Origin of the sequence: Escherichia sp. E2562 (genome assembly GCF_005781075.1) — a bacterium.
Taxonomy (GTDB): Bacteria; Pseudomonadota; Gammaproteobacteria; order Enterobacterales; family Enterobacteriaceae; genus Escherichia.
In genome coordinates, this window is the sequence record NZ_VATM01000001.1 from 259,317 (window position 1) to 278,027 (window position 18,711).

The 18,711-nt window shown below is 49.6% G+C and carries 17 protein-coding genes and 1 pseudogene; 10 read left to right on the forward strand and 8 right to left on the reverse strand.

Annotated features, from left to right (window positions below; all coding sequences use genetic code 11):
• Positions 1–370: 370 nt before the first annotated feature.
• From FEK43_RS01180 to FEK43_RS01205, 6 genes are all read left to right on the forward strand, one after another.
• Complete coding sequence (locus tag FEK43_RS01180; protein ID WP_131162519.1) at positions 371–1,843, forward strand: mannitol dehydrogenase family protein; 1,473 nt, start codon at positions 371–373, stop codon at positions 1,841–1,843.
• Positions 1,840–2,856 (forward strand): zinc-binding alcohol dehydrogenase family protein, encoded by a 1,017-nt coding sequence (locus tag FEK43_RS01185; protein WP_135407877.1) that lies wholly within the window; start codon positions 1,840–1,842, stop codon positions 2,854–2,856. The genes FEK43_RS01180 and FEK43_RS01185 overlap by 4 nt, the downstream gene beginning before the upstream one ends.
• A 10-nt stretch (positions 2,857–2,866) precedes the next feature.
• Positions 2,867–3,877: an Ldh family oxidoreductase gene (locus FEK43_RS01190; protein WP_135407879.1), complete on the forward strand. Its 1,011-nt coding sequence runs from the start codon at positions 2,867–2,869 to the stop codon at positions 3,875–3,877.
• Positions 3,878–3,949: 72 nt separating this feature from the next.
• Positions 3,950–4,933, forward strand: a complete 984-nt coding sequence (locus FEK43_RS01195; RefSeq protein WP_130210327.1) for a TRAP transporter substrate-binding protein — start codon at positions 3,950–3,952, stop codon at positions 4,931–4,933.
• 41 nt (positions 4,934–4,974) lie between these two features.
• Positions 4,975–5,457 (forward strand): TRAP transporter small permease, encoded by a 483-nt coding sequence (locus tag FEK43_RS01200; protein ID WP_130210329.1) that lies wholly within the window; start codon positions 4,975–4,977, stop codon positions 5,455–5,457.
• 10 nt (positions 5,458–5,467) lie between these two features.
• Positions 5,468–6,772, forward strand: coding sequence for a TRAP transporter large permease subunit (locus FEK43_RS01205; RefSeq protein WP_130210331.1), 1,305 nt, complete (start codon positions 5,468–5,470; stop codon positions 6,770–6,772).
• A gap of 91 nt (positions 6,773–6,863) precedes the next feature.
• On the opposite strand, the gene ftsP is transcribed toward FEK43_RS01205, so the two are convergent.
• The 6 genes and pseudogenes from ftsP to ygiW all read right to left on the reverse strand — a co-directional run bounded on the left by ftsP (position 6,864) and on the right by ygiW (position 13,636).
• Positions 6,864–8,276: a cell division protein FtsP gene (gene ftsP / locus FEK43_RS01210; RefSeq protein ID WP_130210333.1), complete on the reverse strand. Its 1,413-nt coding sequence runs from the start codon at positions 8,274–8,276 to the stop codon at positions 6,864–6,866.
• A 72-nt stretch (positions 8,277–8,348) separates the two neighbouring features.
• Positions 8,349–9,086, reverse strand: a complete 738-nt coding sequence (plsC, locus tag FEK43_RS01215) for a 1-acylglycerol-3-phosphate O-acyltransferase (protein ID WP_000965725.1) — start codon at positions 9,084–9,086, stop codon at positions 8,349–8,351.
• A gap of 234 nt (positions 9,087–9,320) precedes the next feature.
• Entirely contained in the window at positions 9,321–11,570 is a 2,250-nt protein-coding gene (gene parC, locus FEK43_RS01220; RefSeq protein ID WP_130261289.1) for a DNA topoisomerase IV subunit A, read from the reverse strand.
• A 137-nt stretch (positions 11,571–11,707) separates the two neighbouring features.
• Positions 11,708–12,682 (reverse strand): annotated as a pseudogene (locus FEK43_RS01225) (ABC transporter substrate-binding protein); the annotation flags it as partial.
• A 27-nt stretch (positions 12,683–12,709) separates the two neighbouring features.
• Positions 12,710–13,192: a GyrI-like domain-containing protein gene (locus FEK43_RS01230; RefSeq protein ID WP_130210337.1), complete on the reverse strand. Its 483-nt coding sequence runs from the start codon at positions 13,190–13,192 to the stop codon at positions 12,710–12,712.
• Between the two features lie 51 nt (positions 13,193–13,243).
• Complete coding sequence (gene ygiW / locus FEK43_RS01235) at positions 13,244–13,636, reverse strand: OB fold stress tolerance protein YgiW (protein WP_096251400.1); 393 nt, start codon at positions 13,634–13,636, stop codon at positions 13,244–13,246.
• 151 nt (positions 13,637–13,787) lie between these two features.
• Between ygiW and qseB the strand changes: the two genes are divergently transcribed.
• From qseB to FEK43_RS01255, 4 genes are all read left to right on the forward strand, one after another.
• Complete coding sequence (gene qseB / locus FEK43_RS01240; protein WP_130261290.1) at positions 13,788–14,447, forward strand: quorum sensing response regulator transcription factor QseB; 660 nt, start codon at positions 13,788–13,790, stop codon at positions 14,445–14,447.
• Positions 14,444–15,793 (forward strand): quorum sensing histidine kinase QseC, encoded by a 1,350-nt coding sequence (gene qseC, locus FEK43_RS01245; RefSeq protein ID WP_135407881.1) that lies wholly within the window; start codon positions 14,444–14,446, stop codon positions 15,791–15,793. Before qseB ends, qseC begins: the two co-directional genes overlap by 4 nt.
• A gap of 109 nt (positions 15,794–15,902) precedes the next feature.
• Positions 15,903–16,484: an NADPH:quinone oxidoreductase MdaB gene (mdaB, locus tag FEK43_RS01250; RefSeq protein WP_000065441.1), complete on the forward strand. Its 582-nt coding sequence runs from the start codon at positions 15,903–15,905 to the stop codon at positions 16,482–16,484.
• A 30-nt stretch (positions 16,485–16,514) separates the two neighbouring features.
• Entirely contained in the window at positions 16,515–16,829 is a 315-nt protein-coding gene (locus FEK43_RS01255; protein ID WP_000633737.1) for a putative quinol monooxygenase, read from the forward strand.
• Between the two features lie 44 nt (positions 16,830–16,873).
• Here FEK43_RS01255 and FEK43_RS01260 read toward each other — a convergent pair whose 3' ends face one another.
• Positions 16,874–17,761, reverse strand: coding sequence for a MurR/RpiR family transcriptional regulator (locus FEK43_RS01260; protein ID WP_000614953.1), 888 nt, complete (start codon positions 17,759–17,761; stop codon positions 16,874–16,876).
• Positions 17,758–18,705: an iron-siderophore ABC transporter substrate-binding protein gene (locus tag FEK43_RS01265; RefSeq protein ID WP_135407883.1), complete on the reverse strand. Its 948-nt coding sequence runs from the start codon at positions 18,703–18,705 to the stop codon at positions 17,758–17,760. The genes FEK43_RS01260 and FEK43_RS01265 overlap by 4 nt, the downstream gene beginning before the upstream one ends.
• Positions 18,706–18,711 lie beyond the last annotated feature (6 nt).

Below are 18,711 nucleotides of genomic sequence, written 5' to 3' on the forward strand. Positions count from 1 at the left end.
TTTATCCAGAGCTGACGTGAAAAATGACGCTGGCTCTGCATCCCCTCTCATCTGGTACACTCTATCTTGTTAATTGGTCTAATGAATTACCAACAGACTGATGATAAAGCGCGCTTTGCTCGTGCCGAATGCAGCGTGAATACCTAATCTGGCATAACAAATTAAAATTAAATACATTACACAATCATCGCCAGCCTGATCAGCGTAGCGCATCAGGCAGTTTTACGTTTGTCATCCATCTCAAATCACTTCCTCTTGTTCTGTTCCGTACTTTTACCTTTCTCTGCAAGCGTGATGCATCTCTCTGTTTTTGGTCTAATGAATTATGTAAATTGGTCTACACACACCAACTACCAGGAGTAAGCACATAATGTCAGGGAACGAGAGCATCACTGTCGCCCACCATGATCAGGTCACCACCTGGCCTCGAGACGGGTTACAGGCTGATATTGTCCATATTGGTTTTGGCGCTTTTCATCGCGGACACCAGGCTGTCTATACTGATCTTACTAATCAGCTTTCGAACACCCGCTGGGGGATCTTTGAAATCAACCTGTTTGGTGATGCTCAACTGATCGAAAACTTAAATGCGCAAAATGGGCTGTTTTCGGTGGTGGAAACGTCTGCATCGCAATCTACCTCACGCCTTGTACGCTCGGTGACTGGCGGTATCCATACCCCCGTGGACGGTATTGCCGCAGCAATCCAGAAATTGACTGAACCTCAGGTAAAAATCGTTTCATTAACCATCACCGAGAAAGGCTATTGCCTCGATTCGCAAACGCGATCACTTGATCTCACCAATGGATTAATCAAACACGATCTACAAAACCCGGATGCGCCTCAGTCGGCTATTGGCTTGATCGTCTGTGCTTTGCAACAACGTAAAGCAGCCGGACTTGCCGCTTTTAGTGTGCTCTCCTGCGATAACTTGCCTGACAATGGGCATCTGACGCGAAATGCCGTTCTCGGTTTTGCCCGCCAACTGGACCAGTCCCTGGCTCAGTGGATCGAAGAAAATGTCTCATTTCCAGGCACGATGGTAGATCGCATTGTTCCGGCAATGACCGAATCGCAATTCGCCTTACTGGAAACTAAAACCGGTTATGCCGATCCCTGCGGGATCGTCTGCGAATCATTTCGCCAGTGGGTGATCGAAGATAATTTTGTGCATGGGCGACCGGAATGGGATAAAGCAGGCGCGATGTTTGTCAGCAATGTTCAGCCTTATGAAGAGATGAAGTTACGCATGCTAAACGGTAGCCATTCATTTCTGGCTTATAACGGCTCACTGGCAGGCTATGAATTTATCTGGCAATGCATGGAAGACGCTAATTTTCGTTCCATTACCCGCCATCTGATGATCAATGAACAAGCCCGAACACTTAATCCTGATTTAAATATCGACGTCCAGGAATACGCCGACCTGTTAATTGAACGCTTTAGCAACCGTAATGTTGCACATCGTACCGGGCAAATCGCTATGGACGGTTCGCAAAAGCTTCCCCAGCGTGCGCTGACTCCCTGGCTGAAATTGCATCAGCAAAAGCAAAACAATGCTGTTCTGTCACTGCTCGTTGCTGGTTGGTTGCATTATGTCATTGAAGCTGTTGAGAAAAGCCAGTCTGTCGCTGATCCAATGAGTGAACAATTTCATGCGCTAATAAAGGAACAACAAGACGCATGGCAACAGGCGCTCGCATTACTGCACCTTAGCGCCATATTTGGTGAATTAAGCAATCATCAGCCCTTTATAAATGAAATAAAAATTGCCTTTGCAAATATAAAAAACAAGGGCATCAAGGCCACAATCAGCCAATTATTATCGGATGAGCAGAAATGAAAACATTAATTTGTCAGCAGCCTGGCGTTATGGAGTATGTGGAAAAAGATATTCCCGTGCCAGCAGATAACGAAGTGCTATTAAAAATTAAAGCCGTGGGTATCTGTGGTACGGATATTCACGCATTTGCTGGCAGGCAGCCTTTTTTTAGCTACCCACGTGTATTAGGTCATGAAATATGCGCCGAAGCAGTTTCACAAGGCAGTCAGTGTCAAACGGCACAATCAGGCCAGCGCTATTCCGTTATCCCATGCATTCCGTGTGGCGAGTGCGCCGCCTGTCGGGAAGAGAAAACGAACTGCTGTGAACGTGTTTCGCTGTATGGCGTGCATCAGGATGGGGGTTTTAGTGAGTACCTTGCGGTACGTGAAGACAACCTTGTGCCGCTCCCTGACGAGGTCAGCGACAGCGCCGGCGCATTGGTTGAATGCTTCGCCATTGGTGCACATGCCGTTCGTCGGGCTGAGATCAAGGCTGCACAAAACGTACTGGTGATTGGCGCCGGGCCAATCGGTCTGGCAACGGCAGCCATCGCCAGGGCTAAAGGGGCGCAGGTTGTTGTTGCTGATATTGATAGTCAACGTCGCCAGCACGTTGTGGATAATCTTGCTATTAATGCCTTCGATCCCACACAGGAAGGTTTTATTGCCGCGCTTAGTGAAGTGTTTGGCGGCGAACTGGCTTGCGTCGTACTTGATGCTACGGGAAATAAAGCCTCAATGAGTCAGGATGTCAATCTTATTCGTCATGGCGGCAAAATTGTTTTCATCGGTTTGTATATCGGTGAACTCGTTATTGACGATCCGACTTTCCATAAAAAAGAGACAACGTTACTCAGTAGTCGCAATGCCACACGGGAAGATTTTGCGTTAGTTATTGAACTGATGCGCAGCAATAAAATTCACGAAAACTTAATGAAAAACCAGGAATTTAATTTCTTTAATGTTGGCGAAAATTACCAACGTAACGTTGTAGAAAATAAAAATATGGTCAAGGGTGTGATCACTTTTTAAGGGAACAAAGATGACAACTGTTTATGTCGGTGAAGCAAATTTAAAATCACTGGTACACCACAAATTATATACTGCCGGGCTGGATACTAACACCGCACAACAAGTTACGGATGTTTTAGTACATGCCGATATTACCGGTGTGCATTCTCACGGTGTTATGCGTGTCGAACATTATTGCACTCGCCTTGCTGCCGGAGGGTTAAATAAAACCGCGCAATTTAGTATTGAGCAAATATCACCGTCAGTGGCCATTCTCGACTCTGATGACGGGATGGGGCATTCAGCATTAATTAGCGCCACAGAGCACGCCATCAAACTGGCACAGGAAGAAGGTCTTGGGTTTGTTAGCGTTAAAAACGCCTCTCACTGTGGCGCGTTGTCTTATTTTGCAGAGATGGTCACCAACCAAGGATTGATTGCTATCGTAATGACGCAAACCGATACCTGCGTAGCGCCTCATGGCGGTGCCGGGCGCTTTTTGGGAACTAACCCCATCGCCTTTGGCTTTCCGGTGGAAAACAGCCATCCGATGATTGTTGATATGGCGACCAGTGCCACGGCTTTCGGCAAAATACTTCATGCAAAGGAAACCGGAAAACATATTGGTGAAGGACTGGCGATAGATAAAGACGGTAATGGCACCACTGATCCGCATAAAATTGAAAACCTGTTACCTTTCGGTCAGCACAAAGGTTCAGGCATTGCGCTGGCTATAGATGCACTGACTGGCGTGCTGATGAATGCGAATTTTGGTAACCATATTGTTCGCATGTATGGCGATTATGACAAGATGCGTAAGCTGGCAAGTTTGGTTATTGCCATCGATCCGAAAAAGCTCGGCAATCCTGTTTTTGCTGAAACTATGGCGCAAATGGTCACGGAACTTCATGCCGTTAAACCGGTTCCCGGCGTTGAAAAAGTATTAGCACCGAACGATCCACAAATGCACTTTAAAGAAAAATGTCAGCAGGAAGGTATTCCCGTTCCGGCAGGGATTTTCCATTATCTGACAGAGAATTAATAATCTCTTTTTATTCTAACGATAGAAAAGCGCTGTATTTATCGTTTCTGTTATATTAACCAGGAGCAGGATATGAAAGCACTTCGTCCTCTGACGGCATCGCTTATGCTGTTGACCAGTTGTTTATTAATTTCCAATACCACACTGGCAAAAACAACATTAAAACTCAGTCATAATCAGGATAAAAGCCATGCTGTCCATAAAGCATTAAGCTATTTAGCTGATAAAACCAAAGAATATTCTAATGGTGAACTAGTTATTCGTATTTACCCAAATGCGACATTGGGTAACGAGCGCGAATCACTGGAACTAATGAACTCTGGCGCATTGCAGATGGTGAAAGTGAATGCTGCGTCACTGGAATCTTTCGCCCCGGATTACAGTCTTTTCAGTCTGCCTTTCTTATTCCGCGACCGTGAGCATTATTATCGCGTTCTGCAAAGCGATTTAGGTAAACAAATACTCAAGTCATCAGAAAGCAAAGGTTTTGTGGGTATTACGTATTATGACGGCGGTGCGAGAAGTTTTTATTCCAATAAACCGATTACAAAACCTGAAGATTTAGCAGGAATGAAAATTAGGGTTCAACAAAGCCCCAGCGCCATTGCAATGATGAAAGCACTTGGCGGTGTCGCCACACCGATGGCTCAGGGAGAACTTTACACTGCGCTCCAGCAAGGTGTTGTTGATGGCGGAGAGAACAATACCGTTGTCTATTCTGATATGCGTCACGCCGAGGTGGCAAAAGTCTATTCACGTGATGAGCACACCATGGTGCCTGATGTGTTAATTATCAGCACCAATGTGTTGAATAAACTTGGCGACAAAGAGCGTACGGCATTATTAAAGGCAGCCGATGAATCAATGATGCAAATGAAAGATGTCATCTGGCCTGCCGCTGAAAAAGAAGCCTACGACAAAATGAAAGAGATGAACGCAACAGTGGTTGATGTTGATAAATCCGCTTTCAAAGAACGCGTAAAACCGCTATACGATGAATTTAAAGCAAAAGATGCACAATCGGCCAAAAACCTTGAGCAAGTAGAAAGTATGTAACCCTAATGGGCAGGTAATCCCTGCCCTTTCATGGAAGACTTATGCGCACACTCACTCATATTCTTAATAAGATCCTTGCCGGATGCTGCTGTATTATTCTCGCCATTATGGTGTTCTGCGTAACATGGCAAGTTATTGCTCGTTTTATTTTTAACGCTCCCAGCACCGTGCTTGATGAATTTACCCAGATTTTATTTATGTGGATGATTTTACTTGGCGGTGTATATACCGCTGGGTTAAAAAAACATCTGGCGATTGATTTGTTGGCTCAGAAACTTCCTGCGGCATCTGTTCTGACGCTTGACAGTTTTATCCAAATTATTATTACCGTTTTTGCAGTTATTTTTATGATCTATGGAGGAAACATTGTTGTTGAAAAAGCACAACATGTTGGACAAATTTCTCCTGTATTAAAATGGCCGATGGATAAGGTCTATTGGGTTATGCCTGCCAGTGGGCTTATTCTGGTCTGGTATTCAGTGATGAATATTATTGACAACTATCGTAAACGGAATTCTCATTAACGAGGGAAGTATGGACTTTGAATATATCTACCCCGTCTTAATTTTATTTGGCAGTTTTGCCGTCATGCTGGCAATAGGTGTGCCAATTACTTTTGCTATTGGCCTTTCTTCACTGTTATCTATTATTACTGCCTTACCTCCCGATGCCGCCATTTCTGTGATTTCGCAAAAAATGACAGTGGGACTGGATGGCTTTACGTTATTAGCCATTCCCTTTTTCGTGTTAGCCGGAAACATTATGAATACCGGAGGCATCGCCCGACGGCTGGTTAACCTGGCGCAAGCATTAGTTGGACGTCTGCCTGGCTCACTGGCTCATTGTAATATCCTTGCAAACACGCTGTTTGGTGCTATTTCAGGTTCTGCTGTTGCGTCAGCCGCCGCGGTAGGTGGGATTATGTCACCACTGCAGGAAAAAGAGGGCTATGATCCGGCGTTCTCTGCGGCAGTGAATATTGCCTCTGCCCCCATTGGTCTGATGATCCCACCGAGCAATGTGTTGATTGTTTATTCCCTCGCCAGTGGAGGCACTTCTGTTGCAGCGTTGTTCTTAGCTGGATACTTGCCAGGCATTCTCACCGCTGCTGCTTTAATGTTTGTGGCGGCTCTTTATGCACGACGTAACCATTATCCAGTGGCAGAACGCATCAATTTTCGTCAGTTTTTGCAAATATTCCGTGAATCAATACCCAGCCTGATGCTTATTTTTATCATTATTGGCGGTATTATCGCGGGGGTATTTACGCCCACAGAAGCATCGGCAATAGCAGTAATTTATAGTTTATCCCTGGCGATGATTTACCGGGAAATCACCCTTAAGAAGCTCAATGATATTCTGTTAGATTCGGTGGTAACCAGTTCAATTGTTCTGTTACTGGTAGGCTGTTCGATGGGGATGTCATGGGCCATGACGAATGCTGATGTGCCTGAGTTAATCAACGAATTGATTACCAGCGTTTCGGATAACAAATGGGTCATTCTTCTTATCATTAATATCATTCTGTTGATCGTTGGCACCTTTATGGATATCACACCAGCGATCCTGATATTTACACCTATTTTTCTGCCGATCGCCCAACATCTGGGGATAGATCCGATTCACTTCGGCATTATTATGGTTTTCAACTTAACCATCGGTCTTTGCACACCTCCTGTCGGTACCATTCTGTTTGTTGGTTGCAGTATTGGCAAGGTCAGTATCGACAAGGTAATAAAACCATTGCTGCCGATGTTTCTGGCATTGTTTGTGGTGATGGCAATGATTTGTTATTTCCCGCAGCTCAGTCTGATGCTGCCTGGGTTATTTTCAACCTGACAAACAGACGGGCCTGAATGATTCAGGCCCGTCTGTTTACGTCTTTACTCACTGTGAGGACTGCATATCGCCAGGAGATTTAATTGGTCCATTACGGTATCGGATTGACCAACAGCTGCCCTATCGAGCCGCGATCGGCCATTTCCAGCGTCTGGCTATTAAAGTAGAACGGGAAGTGCGCCCAGGAAGGCTGACCGAAATAGACAAGCAGCTCCACTTGTCCGTCGACCCAAACGGTATCTTTCCAGCCTCTGTCTTCCGGGAACGGCATTGCGCCGTTAACGTTGCGGATCTGGAACATCACGCCTTCAATATGGAACGCTTGCGGTTCATCTGCTCGTACGGTCCAGCGCTCCCATGTTCCTTGCTGCGCGGTGACATCAATACGGTTGACGTCCCACAGCTTTCCATTGATACCCGGGTCATCACTCAGACTGATATCACGGCTGCGAATCGGCGAACCGGCCATGATTTCGGTTGGCAGCAGGCGCATCGGAAGACTGTCTGTGACCAGCGGCAGAAGACCGGTTGGGCGCAGCGTTAGCACCAGCGTGGAAACCAGAATGCTGGATGGCTCAAAGAAGCCACGAATACGATCAACAATGCTCGCCGCTTCGCCACAGGTGATAGACACTTCATCACCGTTGCTCATATCCACCAGAATCTCGCGGCGCTCGCCCGGTGCCAGCGAAAGTTGCTTCACCGACACTGGCGCAGGCAGGAATCCCTGATCGCCAGAAATCACATGTAACGGGCGACCATCGCTCATCTGTAGTTGATAGCGACGAGAGTTCGACGCGTTCAGCAGTCGCAAGCGCACCCAACCACGCGAGACTTCAACGTACGGGCTTTGCACACCGTTGACCAATAACGTATCGCCAACAAAGCCGCCGCTTCCTGGCTCGCTGTATTCCGGCGTGCCAAAGTTATCCAGCCTTTTATCCTGGATAATGACTGGAAAATCATCCACGCCATAATGGTTAGGGATTGGCAGCGACTTGCTGACTTCATCTTCCACCAGCCACATTCCGGCAAGGCCGTTATAGACCTGCTGTGCCGTGCGGTTGGGGGTATTGGCGTGATACCACAAGGTCGCTGCGTTCTGGCGAATGGGGAGTACGGGCGCCCAGTCAGCGTTTGGCGACATCATGCGTGCCGGACCGCCCATCAGTGGGCCTGGCACCTGTAGCCCGGCCACCGTCATTGAGACATTTTCTGTCAGTCGGTTGCTGTAAATCAGCTTAACATCATCGCCCTTCCAGACGCGGATAGTCGGCCCAAGATAGCGACCATTGATACCCCAAACCGACGCGCGCGTTCCTGGCGTAAATGACCAGTGCGCACGCTGTACGGTCATAAACAGCGGTTGCCCACGGCGAGATTCAAGCAGCGGCGGAACGGGCAATGGTTGCTGTTGACCGGCTGCGCTGGCCTTCAGGGGGACTGCACCTGCACAGAGTGCAATCCCCGATGCCTGAATGAACTGACGCCGACTGAGTGACATATTTGCTCCATGTAAAACTGGCTAAAGTAATACCGTGCAGGAAAGTGTTCCCGCAAAAAACAGATTGCCGACTTAAACTTTTCCGGCGGCTTCGCGCTCTGCGACTTCTTTATCGAGCTCGGCGATTTTTTGTTCCATTATCGAACGACAATGGGCAGCCAGCTCGCGAACCTGATCTTTACCATATTGACTGACATCAATTGGCGGCAGCATTTCTACGATCACTAAACCATTATTCAGTCGGTTAAGATTAATCTTATTCGAAGTCGTGGAAACACACACGGGAATAATCGGAACGCCTGCGGCAATCGCAGCATGAAATGCCCCTGTTTTAAACGGCAGCAGACCGCGACCACGGCTGCGCGTTCCTTCCGGAAACATCCAGATGGAGATACGGCGTTTTTTGAAATGATTCACCACTTCGGCGATCGTGCCGTGCGCTTTAGTGCGATTGTTTCTGTCGATCAATAAGTTACCGGTTAACCAGTACAACTGCCCAAAGAAGGGGATCCATAGCAAACTCTTTTTACCCACAGTGACTGTCGGCGGCTGCACGATGTTTGATGCCGTCACCATGTCATAGTTGTTCTGGTGGTTAGCGATATAGATAGCATTGCCGTAGCTTTCAGCATCAGCAGGTTTGCGACATTCGACCTTCAGGCCGTACAGCGGCGCAAGACGACCAAACATATGCCCGAAGGTAGCCACATGCTTCGGATTACGCGGGCTGAAAAGGCAGTAAATAGAGCCGAATACACAGACTAAGATGCTGTAAATAACGGTAATAATAAGACGAAAGATATATAGCATAACACCCTCTGAAGATCTGAGAGACTGGCATTGTACGTCACCTGAAATCAGGTTAGGGCATTGTTAAAAGCCGCTCTCTGGAAAAACGTATTGTTAATCGCAACGCATGAATAAACAACGGTTTCAAGGGAATTTTTATTGTTTATACAGACTAAATGCGGCACCGGATGACGACTTCAACGTTTCATCCGGTTCACCTTTTTAACAGGAGAAGGTACGGCCCTCTCTTGCATTTTACTCTTCGCTGTCAGCACGCCGTGGGGAGTCAATCTCGACGCGGTCGATACGCTGTAAACCACGCATCAAGGTGCCGCGACGGCCACGCTCACCGGTCACTTTCAGCAACTCTTCCGGGCGCAGTTTAATTTTGCGTTTCCCGACATGAATCGTCAGCGTACTTTGTGGAGGCAGGACATACAGATGTGCAAGACCATCCTCGCCACGAGCGGCTTCTGCCGACGGGATGTTAATGATCTTGTTGCCTTTACCCTTCGACAGTTGCGGGAGCTCACTGACCGGGAACATCAGCATACGTCCAGCCAGAGTGATCGCCAGCAACATATCGGAAGGATCCTGAATCACCACTGGCGGCATAACATGCGCGTTTTCTGGCAGAGTAATCAGTGCCTTACCTGCACGGTTACGCGCCACCAGATCGTTAAAGGTACAGACGAATCCGTAACCTGCATCGGAAGCCATCAACAGTTTCTGATCGTCGCTTTCCATTAGCATGTGATCAACGGTAGCACCTGGCGGCAACGTCAGTTTACCGGTGAGCGGTTCGCCCTGACCACGCGCTGAGGGCAGCGTAATGGGGTCGATGGCGTAGCTGCGTCCGGTAGAGTCAACAAACACCACAGGCTGGTTACTCTTGCCTTTCACCGCAGCTTTGAAACTATCACCTGCTTTGTAGTTCAGACCTGGGGCGTCGATATCATGGCCTTTGGCACTACGCACCCAGCCCATCTGCGACAACACAATGGTAACCGGCTCAGACGGCAACATGTCGTGCTCGCTCATCGCTTTCGCTTCTTCGCGTTCCTGCAGCGGCGAACGGCGATCGTCACCATACGCTTGTGCGTCGGCCTGTAGCTCTTTTTTCAGCAGGTTATTCATTTTGCGCTCGGAAGCCAGAATGCCTTGCAACTGATCGCGCTCTTTTTCCAGCTCGTTCTGCTCACCGCGAATCTTCATCTCTTCCAGTTTGGCGAGGTGGCGCAGTTTCAGTTCGAGAATCGCTTCCGCCTGAGTTTCCGTAATGCCGAAGCGCGACATCAGCGCCGGTTTCGGTTCATCTTCATTACGAATGATCTCAATCACTTCGTCGATGTTGAGAAATGCCACCAGCAAACCTTCGAGGATATGCAGGCGCTTGAGGACTTTCTCCAGACGATAGTTCAGACGGCGGCGTACGGTATCACGACGGAACACCAGCCATTCGGAGAGGATTTCCCGCAGATTTTTCACCGCAGGACGCCCATCCAGACCGATCATATTGAGGTTAATACGATAGCTCTTTTCCAGATCGGTGGTGGCGAAGAGGTGATTCATCACCTGCTCCATATCCACGCGGTTGGAACGCGGCACGATCACCAGACGGGTCGGGTTCTCGTGGTCAGATTCATCGCGCAGATCGTCAACCATCGGCAGCTTCTTGTTGCGCATTTGCGCAGCAATCTGTTCCAGTACGCGCGCGCCAGAAACCTGATGCGGTAGTGCGCTGATAACCACCGCGCCATCTTCTTTCTTCCACACCGCGCGCATACGCACAGAACCGCGACCGTTTTCGTAGATTTTGCGGATCTCCGCTCGGGAGGTAATGATTTCCGCTTCGGTCGGGTAGTCCGGTCCCTGCACGATATCCAGTAACTGGTCGAGCGTGGTATTGGGCTGCTCAATTAAGGCGATTGCCGCCTGCGCGACTTCACGCAGGTTGTGCGGCGGAATATCCGTCGCCATGCCGACGGCAATGCCAGTGGTGCCGTTAAGTAAAATATTCGGCAAGCGGGCAGGGAGCATTTTCGGCTCTTGCAACGTGCCGTCGAAGTTTGGCACCCAATCCGCCGTTCCTTGCCCCAGTTCACTTAATAAAAGCTCGGAATATTTCGACAGGCGGGATTCGGTGTAACGCATTGCTGCGAACGATTTCGGATCGTCCGGCGCCCCCCAGTTCCCCTGCCCGTCCACCAGCGGATAACGGTAAGAGAATGGCTGCGCCATCAGCACCATCGCTTCATAGCAGGCGCTGTCGCCATGCGGATGGTATTTACCCAGTACGTCACCGACAGTACGAGCCGACTTTTTAAATTTGGCGGTAGCATTCAGGCCCAGTTCTGACATCGCATACACAATGCGGCGTTGAACGGGTTTCAGACCATCACCAATAAACGGCAACGCACGGTCCATGATCACGTACATGGAGTAGTTTAAGTAGGCGTTCTCCGTAAACTCATGCAGCGCAAGGCGCTCTGCCATATCGCTCATTAATTCTGATTCCTCAACTTATTCGCCAGCCTTCAAAGGGGCAATATTGCTGGAGATACTACATTATCTGCCGCGTCGAGTCACAGGAGATCAGCGTCATTAGCGCCGCCGGACGTGCTCCGGCGGCGATAAAGGCATCAATGTGCCTTGATATACAACTCTTTGCTGTAAACATAATCCTGAGGATTATGCAGCGGGAAACCGCCAACGTAGGGTTTAAGCAGTTTGATCAGCGGTTGATAGTAGATGGGAATCAGCGGTGCCTGTTGGTTGATAATAGCCTCGGCCTGTTGATACAGCACGTTACGTTTCCCCGCATCAGTGGTTTGCGCCGCCTGATTCAATAACGCGTCATACTGCGTGTTTTTCCAGTGACCGACGTTCTCTTCACTATCGCTTTTAAGCGTGTTCAGGAAGGTGGAAGCATCATTATACGTCGCATCCCACGACTGCCGCGACAACATGAAATCACCGCTACGCCGGGCATCAAGATACGTTTTCCACTCCATCGTGCGCAGCGTCACCTGTGCGCCAAGCCATTTTTTCCATTCGGAAGACAAGGCTATCGCCGTTTTCTCATGCAGATCGTATTTGTTGTAGAACAGTTCAAAGCGTAGCGGGTGAGAGGCGTCGTATCCCGCCTGTTTCAGCAAGGCTTTTGCCATCGCGACGCGCTCACTCATTGGCTGTTGCAGTTCATCGAACGTCGTCGCACTAAAACCTTCTACCTCTGGCGGCGTCAGCGTGGTTGCAGGGGTTCGCAGCCCGAGTACCTTTTGCGCGATTAACGGCCTGTCGACCGTCAGATATAGCGCCCGCCGGACACGAACATCGTCAAACGGCGGTTTCTGCGTGTTGAAATTGTAATATTCGCTGTTCAGACGCGGGATAATCTGCAGCTCGCCAGGCCGTGATTTTTCAATAGCGGGAATTTGCTGCGCCAGAACCCAGGTAAGATCGACCTCTCCCGCGCGATAGCGGTTATAGCCAGTGACCGAATTATCCAGGGCCAGATACTCGACCTGCTGCAAAACGGTATGCTCTGCATCGCGGTACTTAGAATTTTTGCGAGCAGTAATCTTTTCGTTAACGACCCACTTATCAAGCACAAAGACACATTTGGCTCACAAGATTCCCCATCACACCAACGGCACATAAACATCCGTTTCCAGTCGCTGCTCTGTCATCCCTTCGGCAAGATTGGTGTAGTGAAACAGGAGCGGTGCTTTACGCATTTTCTCACCACTTTCAGGAAGCCAGCGGCGAATGATGGCCCAGATGGTATGAGATATGTTATCCGGATCGCCAACATGGCGGGCAACGGCATAGCGCCCCGAAGTAAGTTCACCATTACTCACGCCATAACGATTCTCCGGAATCGGTTCGTTAACACTGCCGCAGATATCAAAGCGAAACGCATCTGGTGCGGTGGTGGCAGGATCGTCCCAGGCGACACCAAAGGTCTGGCTTTGATTAACAGGGGAAAGCCCCGTCTCTTTGCGCCACATGATAAATTTCGCCACGCTGTAGTTGAGCAACTCAGGACTACCGCGATGCGGCAAAATCGCCACATGGGTGGATGGAAAATCGATAACACTTACTTTCAAGGTCTGGTTTTTCATTTTGCCTCCCTGCGAAATTATTCCCGGGAACGCGTCCCGGGAGCGGTAAAATTACGGGTTTACTTTGCGGATCTGTTTAACGTCAATTTCAACAGAGTTCCAGTCTTTATCCACTTCGCCCTGAATCTCAACCGTATCTTTCGGCGTTACCGTCACACCGTTCCAGCGTTTATGGTCGATATCTACATTGATGGTGCCGCTGGCATCTTTGAACAGGTACAGATCGTCAGAGATGCGCTCAACGATATTGCCACGCAGAGTTACCCAGGTGTCGTCACGCAGAGATTTCGCGTTTTCTACGTTAGTTACGCTGCCGTTCGGCCCCTGGAATCCTCCGGTCTGACTTTGTGTTGCCGATGGGCCAGAAAAACCACCCTGCTCTGCTGCCATTACCGGTGCACTGCACAGGGCCATTACTGCAATTGCTGCTGCGAATTTTTTCATGTTTGTTACTCCCTTTAATGTCTGTTTCCGAGCATTAAACAAGATAGTCCTTAACAACTTCTTAAGGAAAAAAAAGAAAATTTAGGGCTGTACAGAGCACGTTACAACACGGTTTACTTGCAACAAATACAGTTATCGCAGGGATGAAAAGATGCGAATTTTACTGATAGAAGATGACATGCTGATTGGCGATGGCATCAAAACAGGTCTGAGTAAGATGGGTTTTAGCGTCGACTGGTTTACGGAAGGTCGTCAGGGAAAAGAAGCGCTCTATAGCGCACCTTACGACGCGGTAATTCTGGATTTAACCTTACCGGGAATGGATGGCCGCGATATTTTGCGCGAATGGCGAGAAAAAGGTCAACGTGAGCCGGTACTGATCCTGACCGCGCGCGACGCACTGGCGGAGCGCGTAGAAGGTTTGCGCCTGGGGGCCGACGATTATCTGTGCAAACCTTTTGCGCTGATAGAAGTCGCCGCCCGACTGGAAGCCCTGATGCGTCGAAGCAACGGGCAAGTCAGCAATGAGTTACACCACGGCAACGTAATGCTTGACCCCGGCAAACGTATCGCCACCCTGGCAGGTGAACCCTTAACGTTAAAACCAAAAGAATTTGCCCTGCTGGAACTCCTGATGCGCAACGCCGGTCGGGTACTGCCGCGCAAACTGATTGAAGAAAAACTGTATACCTGGGACGAAGAGGTCACCAGCAATGCCGTCGAAGTGCATGTGCATCATCTGCGGCGCAAACTCGGCAGTGACTTTATTCGTACCGTTCACGGTATAGGCTACACATTAGGTGAGAAATGAAATTTACCCAACGCCTTAGTCTGCGAGTCAGGCTGACGCTGATCTTTTTGATTCTGGCCTCGGTGACCTGGCTGCTTTCCAGTTTTGTCGCCTGGAAGCAAACAACGGATAACGTCGACGAGTTGTTCGATACCCAGTTAATGCTGTTTGCCAAACGGTTAAGTACGCTCGATCTCAACGAAATCAACGCGGCAGATCGTATGGCAAGAGCGCCGAAGAAATTCAAACACGGTCATGTAGATGATGATGCGCTAACCTTTGCCATCTTTACCCACGATGGAAAAATGGTGCTCAACGATGGCGACAACGGGGAGGATATTCCCTATCACTATCAACGTGAAGGATTTACTAACGGTCAACTGGTAGATGAAGATGATCCCTGGCGTTTTGTCTGGATGACGTCGTCTGATGGTAAATACCGCATTGTTGTAGGTCAGGAATGGGAATACCGTGAAGACATGGCGCTGGCGATTGTCGCCGGGCAATTGATCCCGTGGCTCGTTGCGTTACCCATTATGTTAATCATCATGATGGTACTGCTGGGTCGTGAACTCTCGCCGCTGAACAAACTGGCGCTTGCGCTACGTTTGCGCGATCCCGACTCAGAAAAACCACTTAACACCGCAGGTGTACCCAGCGAAGTGCGTCCACTGGTCGAGTCGCTGAATCAACTGTTCGATCGTACACATGCGATGATGATCCGTGAGCGGCGCTTTACCTCTGATGCAGCTCACGAACTGCGCAGCCCATTAACGGCGCTGAAAGTGCAAACCGAAGTCGCACAGCTTTCCGATGATGATCCACAGGCACGGAAAAAAGCACTAATGCAATTACATTCGGGGATCGATCGCGCTACCCGCTTGGTTGATCAGTTGCTCACCCTGTCGCGGCTCGACTCACTGGATAACCTTCAGGACGTCGCGGAGATCCCGCTTGAAGACCTCCTGCAATCGTCAGTGATGGATATTTACCACACGGCGCAGCAGGCAAAAATTGACGTGCGGCTGACGCTCAATGCCCACGGCATCAAACGCACCGGGCAACCGCTATTGCTAAGTCTACTGGTCCGAAATCTGCTGGATAACGCAGTACGTTACAGTCCACAGGGCAGCGTGGTGGACGTCACTCTGAATGCAGATAATTTCACCGTAAGAGACAACGGCCCCGGTGTGACACCAGAGGCACTGGCGCGAATTGGTGAACGTTTCTACCGCCCCCCTGGACAAACCGCTACCGGCAGCGGGCTTGGGCTGTCGATTGTCCAGCGAATCGCCAAATTGCATGGCATGAATGTTGTGTTTGGGAATGCGGAACAAGGTGGATTTGAGGCGAAGGTGAGCTGGTAGTGGTGATATTTTTGCAAAATTCGCAAAAGACTTTGCACATTTTGCTAATTTCACCGCACCGCTCTGTGACGTACTATAGTCGGCAAACGTCTCACCTTGAGGATAAAAAATGAGCAACATCCTGATTATCAACGGCGCGAAAAAATTCGCCCACTCCAATGGTCAACTGAACGACACCCTGACCGAAGTCGCGGATGGCACGCTGCGCGACCTCGGGCATGATGTCCGCATCGTTCGCGCCGAGAGCGACTACGATGTCAAAGCCGAAGTACAAAACTTTCTCTGGGCTGATGTGGTGATCTGGCAGATGCCAGGCTGGTGGATGGGCGCACCGTGGACGGTGAAGAAATATATCGATGATGTGTTCACCGAAGGTCACGGCACGCTGTATGCCAGCGATGGTCGTACCCGCAAAGATCCGTCGAAAAAATACGGTTCTGGCGGCCTGGTACAGGGCAAAAAATATATGCTTTCCCTGACCTGGAACGCACCAATGGAAGCCTTCACCGAAAAAGACCAATTCTTCCACGGCGTTGGCGTTGACGGCGTGTATCTGCCGTTCCATAAAGCAAACCAATTCCTGGGTATGGAACCGCTGCCGACATTTATCGCTAATGATGTGATAAAAATGCCTGATGTTCCCCGCTATACTGAAGAATATCGCAAGCATCTTGTAGAGATTTTTGGTTAACTAGGGCTCTGGCTTTAGAAGGAGTTAACCATGATTACAGTAATCGCAGAAATCCGTACTCGTCCTGGTCAACATCACCGTCAGGCGGTATTGGATCAATTTGCTAAAATCGTTCCAACCGTACTGAAGGAAGAAGGTTGCCACGGCTATGCGCCGATGGTGGATTGCGCTGCTGGCGTGAGTTTCCAGTCTATGGCGCCGGACTCTATCGTGATGATTGAGCAGTGGGAAAGTATCGCGCATCTTGAAGCGCACTTGCAGACCCCGCACATGAAAGCGTACAGCGAGGCCGTAAAAGGCGATGTGCTGGAGATGAATATCCGCATCCTGCAACCGGGGATTTAACATTCCTGAAAAGAGGCCGGTGTTGCTACCGGCCTCAGGTCAGATTAGCCATTCTTTCTTCCCGTTTTCAAACCCCGATGGAAATCGTTAATTCGCTTAATGGTTTTAACCGCACGCTGCGGCATCGCGGAAGCCACCGACCAGACAATCATTTCCAGGCACAACAATACCGTACCATGTAGTGGCGTTTTCCCCTTTTCATCCCCGCGCGGAACATGAATCACGATACTGGCGTCTTTGCTAAAACGTGAATCCAGCGCGTTTGTCAGCAAAATAACAGGGATCCCCAGCCGTCTCGCTTCACGCAGCGTTGTCAGCCCTTCCCGGTGCGCAGATTTTTGCGCCATCATGATCAGAACATCACCTCGCTGAAGCGCGATCAATTGCTCGGCAAGGCCAATACCCGTACGGTTTAGCGCCGTGGCAGGCAAGCCTATGCGGTTGAATAGTCGTGCGGTATAGTCCGCCAGAATACCCGAAGCGCCAATGCCAAAAATTGCGACTTGCCGTGCCTGCACCAACAACGCTACCGCTTGCGCAAGCGCGTGGCGGTTTTCAGGCTCTGACAGGACATTACAGGTATACAAATGCCCTTCAAGAACAAAGTCGATTGCGGTGTTAACATCGCTCGTCAAGTTACTCACCGTCGTAGACATCTTTTCGCTGGAACTAAGGGCTGGACCAAGCCACTGTTCCAGAGTGCGTTTCAAATCGCGCAGCCCGGCAAATCCCAGGGCCTGGATAGCCCGAATCACTGTGGCATCGGAAGTATTCAACGTGGCCGCAATTTCCATCGCCGTTTGCTCGAGTACCACTTCACGATGCTCATTAATGTAGCTGGCGACGGCTCTTAACCCAGGCGTTAACTGACTCGCGCGAGTGCGAAAACGCTCACCATAAATATCAACCCGCGTTTTGTCTTTCTGAATCATTTGGCCTCCGGTAGAGGTCGTCCCGCAATTTGTGATTGTATCTGCGCAGCCATCAGCCCCAGAGATGCAAAGGAGTTAGAAATCGCCTCTTCACGAGAAATCAACACATAGCGTCCTGAACGACAGGCCGTCAGAAACTGACACCACCCCGGCATGACTTTTTCCATTGCTGCCAGCTCATCCTGAGGTTTACCACCGGTGTCACCGCGCCAGGTTGCAAAAACAAAATCGGCATCCAGTTCAGGCAAACGCTCCGCGCTCACATCCATTCGCCCACCTTCAGGAATGCTCTCAATCAGCGGCGGAAAGCGAAAACCAGCATCGCGTAATACCCGCCCCAGCGAATGATAGCTATGCATCACATTAATTTTTCCCTGATTTGCCTGAATCACCGATACCGTTATTTTTTGGCTGTCCAGCGTCGCCTTCAGCGCATTGATTTGTGCCTGATAGCGGCGTTCAAGTATCGCCAGCTGCGCCTGTGTTCCTGTAAGTTCTGCCAGCTTGCGGTAGATTTCTGGCGCGCCCCCTTTGAGATGATCAATGCTCACCGTGGGCGCAATTTTTTCCAGTTGTTCAATAGGCGTATTACGGGTCGGTTCTGTGATGATCAGGTCAGGCTTTGCCGCCACAATCGCTTCAATATCAATGTCGGCTGTTCCAATGAAGGCGATCAATGAATTATCGAAGTCGACACCTGTCAGTAATGCGCCTGATCGAATGAAATGGCTACCGTCAGGCCGAGTTCGCCCGTGGCTGGCGACAGGAGGTACACCAAGCTCAATCAGAGGAATAGTGATATCAAGATCGTGTAAAGAGACAATTCTCTTTGGATGTGCGGGCACTGTGACTTTGCGCCCTAAATCATCGGTAAACACCTGAACAGGTTCTGTCGCGCGGGCAAAAAATGACAACAGTATCAGCAGAGAAAAAAATAAACGCATATAACT

Coding starts and splice junctions, on each gene's coding strand:
- qseB (WP_130261290.1), top strand. CDS start 13,788: ATGCGAATTTTACTGATAGAAGATGACATGCTGATTGGCGATGGCATC.
- ftsP (WP_130210333.1), bottom strand. CDS start 8,276: ATGTCACTCAGTCGGCGTCAGTTCATTCAGGCATCGGGGATTGCACTC.
- parC (WP_130261289.1), bottom strand. CDS start 11,570: ATGAGCGATATGGCAGAGCGCCTTGCGCTGCATGAGTTTACGGAGAAC.
- FEK43_RS01205 (WP_130210331.1), top strand. CDS start 5,468: ATGGACTTTGAATATATCTACCCCGTCTTAATTTTATTTGGCAGTTTT.
- plsC (WP_000965725.1), bottom strand. CDS start 9,086: ATGCTATATATCTTTCGTCTTATTATTACCGTTATTTACAGCATCTTA.
- FEK43_RS01190 (WP_135407879.1), top strand. CDS start 2,867: ATGACAACTGTTTATGTCGGTGAAGCAAATTTAAAATCACTGGTACAC.
- FEK43_RS01260 (WP_000614953.1), bottom strand. CDS start 17,761: ATGATTCAGAAAGACAAAACGCGGGTTGATATTTATGGTGAGCGTTTT.
- FEK43_RS01185 (WP_135407877.1), top strand. CDS start 1,840: ATGAAAACATTAATTTGTCAGCAGCCTGGCGTTATGGAGTATGTGGAA.
- mdaB (WP_000065441.1), top strand. CDS start 15,903: ATGAGCAACATCCTGATTATCAACGGCGCGAAAAAATTCGCCCACTCC.
- FEK43_RS01230 (WP_130210337.1), bottom strand. CDS start 13,192: ATGAAAAACCAGACCTTGAAAGTAAGTGTTATCGATTTTCCATCCACC.
- ygiW (WP_096251400.1), bottom strand. CDS start 13,636: ATGAAAAAATTCGCAGCAGCAATTGCAGTAATGGCCCTGTGCAGTGCA.
- FEK43_RS01255 (WP_000633737.1), top strand. CDS start 16,515: ATGATTACAGTAATCGCAGAAATCCGTACTCGTCCTGGTCAACATCAC.
- FEK43_RS01200 (WP_130210329.1), top strand. CDS start 4,975: ATGCGCACACTCACTCATATTCTTAATAAGATCCTTGCCGGATGCTGC.
- qseC (WP_135407881.1), top strand. CDS start 14,444: ATGAAATTTACCCAACGCCTTAGTCTGCGAGTCAGGCTGACGCTGATC.
- FEK43_RS01180 (WP_131162519.1), top strand. CDS start 371: ATGTCAGGGAACGAGAGCATCACTGTCGCCCACCATGATCAGGTCACC.
- FEK43_RS01195 (WP_130210327.1), top strand. CDS start 3,950: ATGAAAGCACTTCGTCCTCTGACGGCATCGCTTATGCTGTTGACCAGT.
- FEK43_RS01265 (WP_135407883.1), bottom strand. CDS start 18,705: ATGCGTTTATTTTTTTCTCTGCTGATACTGTTGTCATTTTTTGCCCGC.